Below are 12,674 nucleotides of genomic sequence, written 5' to 3' on the forward strand. Positions count from 1 at the left end.
TAACGAAATGGTTTTTTTTTCTGTGATACCAGTAGTCTTTTAATTACTTTTAGTTCTATACGTTTTAATAAACGGTATAACGGGAAGGATCCCAGGTCATGGGTGATAAACACCTTCACCCAACTTATGTTTTAAAACATAATCTGTCGGGATGTATAATAAGATGAGTACGTCTGAATTACTCAAACATATTTATGATATTAATTTGTCATATTTGCTTTTAGCACAGCGTTTAATTAATGATGAAAAAGCATCTGCCATGTTTCGTTTAGGTATTACGGATACTATGGCCGACGCATTATCTCAATTAACGTTGCCTCAAATGGTTAAATTGGCCGAAACGAATCAATTAGTTTGCCATTTTCGCTTTAACGATCACAACACTATTCATCATCTGACGAAAGAATCTCGCGTGGATGATTTGCAGCAAATCCATACTGGGATTTTATTGTCAAGCCACTTACTGCATGAGTTATCGTTGAAAGACGGTAGTGCGTCTAAAAAAAGAGCATGACGATGGTTGAGAAAAGTATTGTTCAGGAAGCCAAGGATATTCATCTCGCAATGGAGCTGATTACCTTAGGTGCGCGTTTGCAAATGCTCGAAAGTGAAACTCAGCTCAGCCGTGGCCGTCTGATTAAACTTTACAAAGAGCTCCGGGGGAGTCCGCCGCCGAAGGGAATGTTGCCATTCTCGACAGATTGGTTCATGACCTGGGAACAAAATATTCATTCATCGATGTTTTATAACGCCTACAGTTTCTTACTGAAAAGTGGGCAATGTACCGGTGTTGAAGCGGTTATTAAAGCTTATCGGCTCTATTTGGAACAGTGTCCGGATCGTGTGGAAGAGCCGCCGTTACTGGCTTTGACCCGTGCCTGGACCTTAGTGAGATTCGTTGATAGCGGCATGTTGCAGCTTTCTGGCTGCAGCTGCTGTGGGGGGACTTTTATCACCCACGCCCATCAACCGCGTAACAGTTTTGTCTGTAGTCTTTGCCAGCCACCTTCCCGCGCAGTAAAAAAACGTAAACTTTCTCCGCAACCTGCCGATATAACTACACAACTGCTGGATGAGCAGGTTAGACGCGCAGTTTAAGTGAGATTTGATTGTTAGATTTTTGTCAGGCAGGCCCGGTATGGATACTTGGTTTGTCTGATACTAGCGACTTTCGATGGATCTTAAACTCCGCAAGACACCTCACCTTCCACCCACACACTTTGCTAAGGATGTCACGTGTTAGTTATTTTGGGTTATATCGTGGTACTAGGTGCGGTACTCGGTGGCTACATGATGGTAGGGGGGCACCTTGGTGCGCTCTATCAGCCGTCGGAATTTTTAATTATCGCTGGTGCCGGTATTGGGGCATTTATTGTTGGTAACAACGGTAAAGCGATAAAAGCCACATTGCGCGCAATGCCGAAGCTATTGCGCAGATCTAAATATAACAAAGTGCTATATATGGATTTAATGGCATTGTTGTATCGGTTATTAGCTAAATCGCGTCAGCAGGGAATGTTGTCACTCGAAAATGATATTGAAGATCCCCAGCAAAGTGAAATTTTCTCTAATTATCCTCGTATTCTCGCCGATAAAATATTAGTCGAGTTTATTACCGACTATTTGCGTTTAATAGTCAGCGGAAATATGAATGCCTTCGAAATTGAAGCGCTGATGGAAGAAGAAATAGAGACCTTCGAACAGGAAAGCGAAGTCCCCGCAGGTAGCCTGGCCATGGTGGGCGATTCATTACCCGCTTTCGGTATTGTGGCCGCGGTGATGGGGGTTGTTCATGCCCTGGCTTCTGCCGACAGACCTGCGGCTGAACTTGGCGCGTTAATTGCTCATGCAATGGTTGGGACTTTCCTCGGTATTTTACTGGCTTACGGTTTTGTTTCTCCGCTGGCAACCCTATTGCGTCAGCAAAGTGCTGAAACTACCAAAATGATGCAGTGCATCAAGGTGACGTTGCTTTCCAGTCTGAACGGCTATGCGCCGCAAATCGCCGTAGAGTTTGGCCGCAAAACCCTTTACACCACAGAGCGCCCGTCATTTATCGAGCTCGAAGAACATGTGCGTAGAGTGAAAGCTCCTGCACCTCAAGCGACAGAAGAGGACGCATGAAGCATCAGAATCACCCCGTTATTCTGGTTAAGAGGCGTAAAGGCAAACATGGGGGAGGCCATCACGGCGGCTCATGGAAGATTGCTTATGCTGACTTTATGACAGCGATGATGGCTTTCTTTTTGGTGATGTGGTTGCTGTCGGTTTCCAGCCCTCAAGAGCTGACGCAGATTGCAGAATATTTCCGTACGCCGTTGAAAGTGGCTTTAACCAGCGGCGATAAAAGCAGTTCCAGTACCAGTCCGATACCTGGCGGTGGCGACGATCCCACCCAACAACAGGGCGAAGTGAGGAAAGAAAGTAAATCGGCTGAAGCTCGGCAGGAAGAAAATCGGTTGAATAAACTGCGGGAGAAACTGGACGAACTGATTGAGTCCGATCCTCGCCTGAAAGCGCTACGTCCACACCTACTGATTAACATGATGGATGAAGGTTTACGCATTCAGATTATTGATAGTCAAAATCGGCCTATGTTCCAGATGGGCAGCGCGCAGGTTGAACCGTACATGCGCGATATTCTGCGGGCGATTGCGCCAATTTTGAATGATATTCCGAATAAAATCAGTCTGTCAGGCCATACTGATGATTTACCTTATGCCAGCGGTGAACGTGGCTATAGTAACTGGGAGCTCTCTGCCGATCGTGCTAATGCTTCACGGCGCGAATTGCTGACCGGCGGGTTGGCGGAAGGGAAGGTGCTGCGGGTGGTGGGCATGGCGTCAACCATGGGGTTAAAAGAGCAGAGAGCCACTGATCCAGTGAACCGACGCATCAGTATTTTGGTGTTGAACAAACAAACGCAGCAAAGCATTGAACACGAGAATCTGGATAACAAAGCGCTGGATATTGAGAAAGCTGAAGGTTTGAAACAGCTCGAATCTGGTGCACAACCTGTCGCAGGAACGGAGTCCACTGCAACGGTTGCACCGCAGACCGCACTGGCCGTCGAGCCAGCTGTTTCTGCGGTAACAACACAGTCTGCGCCGGTCGCTGAGTCGCCGGTAGTGGGGAATTCAGTGGCAGCACCCGACGCACCGGTAGTGACACCGCCGGTCGCCGCGGATGTCACTCCGCCGCCGGCAGCAGAGCCACCACAACCGAATACGGAGACGGCTACCTCAGTCGCCACTGGGCCAACAACATCGTTGCCAGCTGCACCTGAATCTCAAGTACCTGTCTCTCCGACAAGCCGCGACGCACAGTAGAGGTGACAACGTGAGCATGGATATTACCGCGTTTTATCAAACATTCTTTGATGAAGCAGACGAACTGCTGGCAGACATGGAACAGCACCTGTTATTGCTGGACCCATTAGCGCCTGATAATGAACAGCTCAATGCGATTTTTCGTGCAGCGCATTCAATCAAGGGCGGGGCCGCAACCTTCGGCTTTACCGTGTTACAAGAAACAACCCATCTGCTGGAAAACTTGTTGGATGGTGCCAGACGCAATGAAATGCGCCTGAGCACTGACATCATCAACCTGTTTTTGGAAACAAAAGACATCATGCAAGAACAGTTGGACGCCTATAAAACCTCCCAAGAACCCAATCGGGATAGCTTTGAATATATCTGTCAGGCATTGCGCCAACTGGCACTTGAAGCATTAGAACCGGCGGCTGCGGCTAACGCACCTGCGGCGGCCAGCGAGGCTAAAACCACGGCGACCCCGGCTCTGGTTCAGGGTGGAATGCGTATTTGCCTGTCTGGCCTGAAGCCACAGGAAATCCCGCTGATGCTGGAGGAACTGGGCAATCTGGGTGACGTGAAAGACACCCATCAGGGTGAAAATAGCCTAGAAGCGACGCTGATAACTTCAGTGAGTGAAGACGATATTTGTGCCGTACTGTGCTTCGTTTTGGAGCCGGAACAAATCAGTTTTGTAGAAGCACCGGCAGGAGCGGACGCGGTTATACCCGCGGCAAATGCACCTGCGGCAAGCGCGCCAGCAGTGGAAGCGGCACCTGCTACAGCGGCACCGGTAGCGGAAGCGGTAAAACCTGCTCCGGCTACCGGCGCTGAGCCAGCTAAACCGCGGCCAAAAGCCAGCGAATCAACCAGTATTCGCGTGGCGGTTGAGAAGGTTGACCAATTGATCAATCTGGTGGGTGAATTAGTGATCACCCAATCAATGTTGGCTCAGCGTTCCAGTACTCTGGATCCGGTAGCGCACGGCGATCTGCTTAACAGTATGGGGCAGTTGGAGCGTAACGCCCGGGATTTGCAAGAGTCGGTTATGTCGATTCGTATGATGCCGATGGAATATGTATTCAGCCGCTTCCCACGTTTAGTTCGCGATCTGGCTAGCAAGCTGAATAAGCAAGTAGAACTGACGTTATTGGGCAGTTCTACCGAGCTGGACAAGAGCCTGATCGAACGCATCATCGATCCGTTGACGCATTTGGTGCGTAACAGCCTGGATCACGGCGTTGAAGATCCTGAAACCCGTATCGCAGCGGGTAAATCCCCGGTCGGCAATTTGACGCTGTCGGCAGAGCATCAGGGCGGCAATATCTGTATTGAAGTGATCGATGACGGTGCCGGTCTGAATCGTCAAAAAATTCTGGCTAAAGCGATGTCACAGGGCATGGCGGTGAATGAACACATGAGCGATGAAGACGTCGGCATGTTGATTTTTGCACCGGGCTTTTCCACCGCTGAGCAGGTAACGGATGTTTCCGGCCGCGGCGTGGGCATGGACGTGGTGAAACGAAATATTCAGGAAATGGGCGGCCATGTGCAGGTCAGTTTCCAGGCAGGGAAGGGCACTTCTATTCGTATCCTGCTGCCGCTAACGCTGGCGATTCTGGACGGTATGTCGGTCAAAGTGAATGATGAAGTCTTCATTCTGCCATTGAATGCGGTGATGGAATCTTTGCAACCTCAGGCGGAGGATTTACATCCGTTGGCGGGGGGCGAGCGCGTATTGCAGGTGCGCGGTGAGTATCTTCCTTTGGTTGAGTTATACCGGGTCTTTGACGTTGCTAATGCTAAAACTGAAGCCACTCAGGGCATTGTGGTGATTCTGCAAAGTGCAGGCCGTCGTTATGCGTTGTTGGTCGATCAGTTGATTGGCCAGCATCAGGTGGTGGTGAAAAATCTGGAAAGTAACTATCGCAAAGTGCCGGGTATTTCTGCCGCGACAATTCTGGGTGACGGCAGCGTTGCTCTGATCGTTGATGTTTCTGCTCTACAGGCGTTAAACCGGGAAAAGCGTGTATCCGTTGAGGATGCCGCGTAGCCAGTCCGAATATGGACACAGGATGCCGACTAAAGTTGGCATTCCTGAATATAAGCATAACAACCTATTCACGCCGTGCGGTTAGTTGAGTTTAACCGCGCTGGCCGGGCTGAACGGCTTCGTGGAATAGATTATACATTCAACCTATTGATTGAAGGGTAGAAACATGGCAGGACTAGCAACCGTCACTAAATTGGCTGGCGAAACGGTAGGACAAGAATTCCTGATTTTTACGCTGGGTGATGAAGAGTACGGCATTGATATTCTGAAAGTGCAGGAAATTCGCGGTTACGATCAGGTCACGCGCATTGCAAACACGCCGGCGTTTATTAAAGGCGTCACCAACCTGCGCGGCGTCATTGTGCCGATTATCGATCTGCGCGTGAAGTTCGCGCAGAACAATGTGTCTTACAACGAAAATACCGTGGTGATCGTTTTGAATTTCGATCAGCGCGTGGTGGGTATCGTGGTTGACGGCGTGTCCGACGTGCTGTCATTAACCAACGAGCAAATCCGCCCGGCACCTGAGTTTGCCGTGACGCTTGCAACTGAATACCTGACGGGTCTTGGCTCGCTCGGGGAAAGAATGCTGATTTTGGTGGATATCGAAAAACTCTTGAGTAGCGAAGAAATGTCGTTAATCGACAGCGTTGCGAAAGGTTAATTAAATAGATACCAGCGGGGGAAACCCCGCTTTTCTTACAGGTGAATACCGTGTTTGCCGCTCAAAAGCTCCCCTCTGGTGCCGCAAAATAGTTGTGCCCTCAGGTAAAGTTCCCCCTGCCGCTGCCGATAACACATGTAATTGACGTACTTTTGATTTGACGTACTTATGAAGGGATAACATGTTCAAGCGTATGAAAGTGGTCACCAGTTTATTGCTGGTGTTGGTGTTATTTGGTGCCTTACAGCTTATTTCTGGCGGGCTTTTCTTTAATTCCCTCAAAAACGATAAAGAAAACTTTGCCGTTTTGCAGGTTATTCGTCAGCAACAATCTTCACTGAGCGATAGCTGGGTCAATCTGGTTCAAACCCGAAATACCCTGAACCGCGCAGGGATTCGCTATATGGCGGATGCGAACGGTACCGGTAGCGGTACGCCGTTGCCTGAGCTGTTGACCTTGGCGAAAGACACGCTGGTTAAAGCGCAAAAAAGTTACGCTGATTTCGAACAGATTCCAGTGGATAGCCGACAGAGCGCTGAAAGTACCCAACGCATGAGACAGACTTATGATGCATACGTGGGTGCGTTGGCCGAACTGATCCAGTTAATGGAAGCCGGCAAAATCAAAGAGTTCTTCGATCAGCCGACCACCAGTTTCCAAGACGCCTTTGAAAAAGATTACACCGCTTACCGTACGCTAAACGACAACCTGTATGCCTCAGCGGTAGAAGACAGTAATAAGTCATTCACCGTTGCTATGAGTATTCTGATTGCGATTCTGATCGCAGTAGTGGCAGTGATGCTGATCGTTTGGTTCGGTATCCAACACATTTTGATCAATCCGTTGAATCGTTTGATTGAACACATCAAACACATCGCTGGCGGTGATCTGACTCAGCCGATCGAAGTGCTGGGTCGTAACGAAATGGGTGTGTTGGCAGCCAGTCTGAAGAACATGCAGTCAGAGCTGATCAACACCGTGAGCGGCGTGCGTATGGGTGCCGATGCTATTTATAGCGGCGCGTCAGAAATCGCTGCGGGTAACAACGATTTGTCTGCTCGTACTGAACAGCAGGCCGCTTCTCTAGAAGAAACCGCCGCCAGCATGGAACAGCTGACCGCAACGGTGAAACAGAATGCCGAAAACGCTCGTCAGGCAAGCCAATTGGCGCTGAGTGCTTCTGAAACCGCGCAAAAAGGCGGCAAAGTGGTGGCTAACGTGGTGCAAACCATGCATGACATCGCCGGTAGTTCACAGAAGATCGCCGATATTACCAGCGTTATTGACGGTATTGCCTTCCAGACCAACATCCTGGCGTTAAACGCAGCGGTAGAAGCCGCGCGTGCCGGTGAACAAGGTCGTGGCTTTGCGGTGGTCGCGGGTGAAGTTCGTAACCTGGCACAGCGTAGTGCGCAGGCGGCAAAAGAAATTAAAGGTCTGATCGAAGACTCGGTTAACCGGGTAGACATGGGCTCCGTGCTGGTAGAAAGCGCCGGGGAAACCATGGGTGACATCGTGAATGCGGTGACCCGCGTCACTGACATCATGGGCGAAATCGCTTCCGCCTCTGATGAACAAAGTCGCGGTATTGATCAGGTCGGTCAGGCGGTGACAGAAATGGACCGCGTAACGCAACAAAACGCCTCGTTGGTTGAAGAATCTGCTTCCGCCGCTGCGGCGTTGGAAGAGCAGGCTAGTCTGCTGACCCAATCGATGTCTGTTTTCATCCTGCGGGTGGATAACGGTAATAGTAATAAAGATGTGAGAAGAACCAAGCAGCCGGTAGTGGAACAGACCGGTACTGCTAAAAAAACACTGGGAAGTGACCTGCAAGAGAATTGGGAAACTTTCTAGACCCTACAAAATATAATATTAAAAGCCGGCCTTAGAGCCGGCTGAGAAGAGGTTACGATGTTTGGCCGAATCCGGATTTCTACCAGCTTTTTCCTGTTACTGATGATGATTTGCTCTATACAGTTGATATCAAGTGGTCTGTCGTTTACTGCTTTTCGTGCAGACTACCAAAATCTCAACCGAGTGGATCTGAGTAGCCAGCAACGGGATGCATTAAGCCTGAGTTGGGTATCCTTGCTTCAGGCTCGTAATACCTTAAACCGCGCGGCTACCCGTGCGGCTCTCAACGTACCACAGGAAAAGGTCAACGAATTAATGGGCAATGCCCGCAGTTCGTTACAGAAAGCAGATCTCTACTTTAACCAATTCCTAGCTGTACCCCGTGTTGACACCAGCGCCGGTGAATTAACCGACGCGACACAAGCCAGCTATCAGAATTTACGCGCTGCGCTGCGGGAATTGATCGTGTTCCTCGAAGCCGGCAAGTTACAAGAGTTTATGGATCAACCGACCCAGAAAACTCAGGATCTGTTTGAAGCTGATTTTGTGCAATACCTACAGCATACCTCTGAAATTATTGCCGAATCTGGCCATGAAAATGGGCAGGCTTATTTACTTTCCAAATGGATTTTCGCTGGCGCAGTGGTGCTGGTGATTTCTATGGCGATATCTTGCCTGATCTGGCTGCGGACCATGTTTGTGACGCCGCTGGCGATTATGCGTGAGCATTTTGACCGTATTGCCCAAGGGGATTTAGCGGGCAATATTTTAGTTACCGGGCGTAATGAAATCAGTCAATTATTCGGCAGTTTGCGCATTATGCAGCAGTCGCTGATTAGCACGGTGAGCAAAGTGCGAGACGGCACCGAATCCATGTTGACCGGTATTCAGGAGATTTCCGCAGGTAATAACGATCTTTCTGCCCGAACGGAACAGCAGGCGGCTTCTCTGGAAGAAACCGCGGCAAGCATGGAGCAATTAACCGCAACGGTAAAACAGAATGCGGATAACGCCCGTCAGGCAACGCTATTAGCCAAGGATGCTTCGGCAACCGCCGCTAAAGGTGGCGCTCTGGCCAGCGATGTGGTCAGCACTATGCACGAAATCGCTGCGAGTTCTCATAAAATCGGCGCAATTACCAGCGTAATCGACGGCATTGCTTTCCAGACCAATATTCTGGCGCTAAACGCGGCGGTAGAAGCGGCTCGTGCCGGTGAACAAGGTCGCGGGTTTGCCGTTGTCGCCGGTGAAGTGCGGAATCTGGCTCAGCGCAGTGCGCAGGCCGCAAAAGAAATTAAAGGACTTATCGACGAATCCGTTGGTCGCGTGCGTCAGGGCTCTACTTTGGTAGAAAACTCAGGCACCACCATGGAAGAAATCGTCCGTTCTGTAACAAGAGTTACTGACATTATGGGGGAAATTGCCTCGGCCTCGGATGAGCAAAGCCGCGGTATCGAGCAGGTTTCGCTGGCGGTCACCCAGATGGATCAGGTAACACAGCAAAACGCCGCATTAGTGGAAGAGGCAGCTTCTGCAGCCAACGCATTGGAAGAGCAAGCAGGTTATCTCTCCCATGCGGTGTCAGTCTTCCGTTTGGCGCAAGATGGCTACGATGGGGATTGGCAGGAGGCTACAGGTGCAGATAAGCAACCTGTTGTTAAGGAAATCTCAGATTGTCAAACGGCGTAGCGTGTCATTTTTTTAAGGGTGAGGCCGGATGAAACCATCTCCTAAGTCAACACCCCCAGATTCTGGGTCGATATTAAACCAGATGGTACAACGGTTGCCGCTGTCGGATGTGCATTTCCGACGTATCTGCCAGCTGATTTATCAGCGGGCAGGTATCGTACTGGCCGATCACAAGCGGGAAATGGTTTATAACCGCCTAGTGAGACGCCTGCGTCTGCTGAATATTAATGATTTTGGTCAATACCTGGCGTTGCTGGAAACCGATCCGAATAGCGCAGAATGGCAAGCGTTTGTTAATGCTTTAACCACTAACCTGACGGCCTTTTTCCGCGAAGCCCATCATTTTCCGATTCTGGCTGAACATGCTCGCCAGCGACCAGGGAATTATACGGTCTGGAGTACCGCGGCTTCGACGGGAGAAGAACCTTATTCTATCGCGATGACATTGAGCGATACCTTAGGGCATCGCGCCGGTAGCTGTCAGGTTCTGGCCAGTGATATTGATACTCAGGTATTGGAAAAGGCCACCAGTGGCGTTTATCGACAGGATGAATTGCGCTCGCTTTCTGCTCAACAGATGCAGCGCTATTTCTTACGCGGAACAGGCCCTCATCAAGGCTTAGTTCGGGTTCGACCGGAACTGTCCAATATGCTGACTTTTCAGCAGCTTAATCTGTTAGCGCCGGAATGGGCGCTGCCGGGACAGTTCGATGCGATATTCTGTCGTAACGTTATGATTTATTTTGATAAAGAGACGCAGGAACGCATCTTGCGCCGCTTTGTTCCTTTGCTAAAACCCGGCGGCCTGATGTTTGCTGGCCACTCGGAGAATTTCAGTCAAATTAGTCGGGAATTCTATTTGCGCGGGCAGACCGTTTATGGACTGACCAAGGAGAGGTGATGAGTAAAATCAGAGTATTGTGCGTTGATGATTCAGCATTAATGCGCCAGTTAATGACCGAGATTATTAATAGTCACCCGGATATGGAAATGGTCGCTACGGCGCCAGATCCGCTGGTTGCCCGTGATTTGATCAAGAAATTTAATCCGCAAGTACTGACACTTGACGTTGAAATGCCACGCATGGATGGCCTGGATTTTCTTGAAAAATTGATGCGACTGCGACCTATGCCGGTAGTGATGGTGTCGTCATTAACCGGTAAGAATTCCGAAATTACTATGCGAGCGTTGGAGCTTGGGGCGATTGATTTTGTCACTAAACCTCAACTGGGTATCCGCGAAGGGATGCTGGCTTATAGCGAACTGATTGCAGAAAAAATCCGCACCGCGGCGAAAGCCCGGTTGCCACGACGAATTACGGATAATGCGCCGGTCATGCTGAGTCACGCTCCGTTGCTGAGTAGTGAAAAACTGATTGCCATTGGCGCCTCCACCGGAGGAACCGAAGCGATTCGTACCGTATTGCAGCCGTTGCCGCCGACCAGTCCGGCGTTGCTGATTACTCAGCATATGCCACCGGGATTTACCCGTTCTTTTGCCGAACGGTTGAACAAACTTTGTCAAATTACGGTAAAGGAAGCGGAAGACGGCGAACGTGTGTTACCGGGACATGCCTACATTGCACCGGGGGATCGCCATTTGGAACTGACCCGCAGCGGCGCAAACTATCAGGTACGTATTCACGATGGCCCGGCGGTGAATCGCCATCGCCCGTCGGTTGACGTACTGTTCCGTTCTGTTGCCCAGTGCGCGGGGCGTAACGCCGTCGGCGTGATTTTAACCGGTATGGGTAATGACGGTGCCGCCGGTTTGTTGGAAATGCATCGGGCTGGCGCCTATACCATTGCCCAGAACGAAGCCAGTTGCGTGGTGTTTGGTATGCCACGTGAAGCCATCGGCATGGGTGGCGTCAATGAAGTACTGGATCTGAACCAGGTAAGCCAGCGTATGTTGGCGCAGATAAGCAGTGGTCAAGCCTTACGTATCTAGGGATCGGCTTCAGATTTTAATATTCCGGTGTAAATCGGCTTTTGTTTTCAATAGCTCAGCGGTGAGCAACAAACCTTAGGAGTAAGTATGGCGGACAAAAATCTCAGATTCTTAGTGGTAGACGATTTTTCGACCATGCGTCGTATTGTCAGAAACCTGCTAAAAGAGCTGGGCTTTAACAATGTGGACGAAGCTGAAGACGGCGTTGACGCATTGAACAAATTACGCGCAGGCGGTTTTGATTTTGTGGTTTCTGACTGGAACATGCCAAACATGGACGGCCTGCAATTGTTGCAAACCATTCGTGCGGATGGCGCGCTCGCAGCTTTACCGGTACTTATGGTGACGGCAGAAGCCAAAAAAGAAAATATTATCGCGGCTGCGCAAGCGGGTGCCAGCGGTTATGTAGTGAAGCCTTTTACTGCAGCGACCTTGGAAGAAAAACTCAATAAGATCTTTGAAAAATTGGGCATGTAAGGAGTCGAGATGAATAACCATCCAATGCCCGCAACTGATGCGGCATCAGCCAGTGATATAATCAGCCGGATTGGTAATCTGACACGTATGCTGCGTGACAGCCTGCGTGAGCTGGGGCTTGATCAGGCGATAGCTCAGGCGGCGGAAGCGATTCCAGATGCACGCGATCGTCTCGACTATGTGGTTCACATGACGGCACAGGCGGCGGAACGTGCGCTGAACTGTGTTGAGGCGGCTCAACCACGCCAAAACGAGCTGGAGTCATCGGCTAAAGCGCTTAAAGTTCGCTGGGATGAATGGTTTGCTAATCCGATCGAATTGTCTGATGCACGTTCACTGGTCACTGATACTCGCGAATATCTGGATTTGGTACCGGAACACACCTCTTTCACCAACGCACAGCTGTTGGAGATTATGATGGCGCAGGATTTCCAAGATCTTACCGGTCAGGTGATCAAGCGCATGATGGATGTGGTGCAGGAAATTGAGAAACAGTTATTAATGGTGCTGATGGAAAATATTCCGGAACAAACGGCAAAACCTCAACCAGTCAATAGTTTACTTAATGGCCCTCAGCTGGATAAAAACGGTGCAGGGGTAATTGCAAACCAGGATCAGGTTGATGATTTGCTGGATAGCCTAGGTTTCTAAGCTGACGGTGAACGTTTAAATGCA

At 50.0% G+C, this 12,674-nt stretch carries 12 protein-coding genes; all 12 read left to right on the forward strand.

Annotated elements, in window-relative coordinates:
* The first annotated feature begins 163 nt into the window (after positions 1 to 163).
* The 12 genes from flhD (at position 164) to cheZ (ending at position 12,650) form a co-directional block, all read left to right on the forward strand.
* Entirely contained in the window at positions 164 to 514 is a 351-nt protein-coding gene (flhD, locus tag AD970_RS06345; protein WP_038242066.1) for a flagellar transcriptional regulator FlhD, read from the forward strand.
* Between the two features lie 2 nt (positions 515 to 516).
* Positions 517 to 1,098 (forward strand): flagellar transcriptional regulator FlhC, encoded by a 582-nt coding sequence (gene flhC / locus AD970_RS06350; protein WP_049597484.1) that lies wholly within the window; start codon positions 517 to 519, stop codon positions 1,096 to 1,098.
* A 138-nt stretch (positions 1,099 to 1,236) separates the two neighbouring features.
* Positions 1,237 to 2,124 (forward strand): flagellar motor stator protein MotA, encoded by an 888-nt coding sequence (gene motA, locus AD970_RS06355; protein ID WP_049597485.1) that lies wholly within the window; start codon positions 1,237 to 1,239, stop codon positions 2,122 to 2,124.
* Complete coding sequence (gene motB, locus AD970_RS06360) at positions 2,121 to 3,329, forward strand: flagellar motor protein MotB (RefSeq protein WP_049597486.1); 1,209 nt, start codon at positions 2,121 to 2,123, stop codon at positions 3,327 to 3,329. The genes motA and motB overlap by 4 nt, the downstream gene beginning before the upstream one ends.
* Before the next feature lie 16 nt (positions 3,330 to 3,345).
* Positions 3,346 to 5,364 carry a chemotaxis protein CheA gene (cheA, locus tag AD970_RS06365; protein ID WP_049597487.1) on the forward strand — a complete coding sequence of 673 codons (2,019 nt, stop codon included), beginning with the start codon at positions 3,346 to 3,348 and terminating at the stop codon, positions 5,362 to 5,364.
* Between the two features lie 166 nt (positions 5,365 to 5,530).
* Entirely contained in the window at positions 5,531 to 6,028 is a 498-nt protein-coding gene (gene cheW, locus AD970_RS06370; RefSeq protein WP_049597488.1) for a chemotaxis protein CheW, read from the forward strand.
* Positions 6,029 to 6,209: 181 nt separating this feature from the next.
* On the forward strand, positions 6,210 to 7,883 hold the full coding sequence (locus AD970_RS06375; protein ID WP_049597489.1) for a methyl-accepting chemotaxis protein: 1,674 nt from the start codon (positions 6,210 to 6,212) through the stop codon (positions 7,881 to 7,883).
* A gap of 57 nt (positions 7,884 to 7,940) precedes the next feature.
* Positions 7,941 to 9,572, forward strand: a complete 1,632-nt coding sequence (locus AD970_RS06380) for a methyl-accepting chemotaxis protein (protein ID WP_049597490.1) — start codon at positions 7,941 to 7,943, stop codon at positions 9,570 to 9,572.
* A 28-nt stretch (positions 9,573 to 9,600) separates the two neighbouring features.
* On the forward strand, positions 9,601 to 10,473 hold the full coding sequence (gene cheR / locus AD970_RS06385) for a protein-glutamate O-methyltransferase CheR (protein ID WP_049597491.1): 873 nt from the start codon (positions 9,601 to 9,603) through the stop codon (positions 10,471 to 10,473).
* Entirely contained in the window at positions 10,473 to 11,522 is a 1,050-nt protein-coding gene (locus AD970_RS06390) for a protein-glutamate methylesterase/protein-glutamine glutaminase (protein ID WP_049597492.1), read from the forward strand. Before cheR ends, AD970_RS06390 begins: the two co-directional genes overlap by 1 nt.
* Positions 11,523 to 11,609: 87 nt before the next feature.
* Positions 11,610 to 11,999 (forward strand): chemotaxis response regulator CheY, encoded by a 390-nt coding sequence (cheY, locus tag AD970_RS06395; RefSeq protein ID WP_049597493.1) that lies wholly within the window; start codon positions 11,610 to 11,612, stop codon positions 11,997 to 11,999.
* Positions 12,000 to 12,008: 9 nt separating this feature from the next.
* On the forward strand, positions 12,009 to 12,650 hold the full coding sequence (gene cheZ, locus AD970_RS06400; protein ID WP_049597494.1) for a protein phosphatase CheZ: 642 nt from the start codon (positions 12,009 to 12,011) through the stop codon (positions 12,648 to 12,650).
* Positions 12,651 to 12,674: the final 24 nt, after the last annotated feature.

The organism is Yersinia nurmii, assembly GCF_001112925.1.
Classification (GTDB): Bacteria; Pseudomonadota; Gammaproteobacteria; order Enterobacterales; family Enterobacteriaceae; genus Yersinia; species Yersinia nurmii.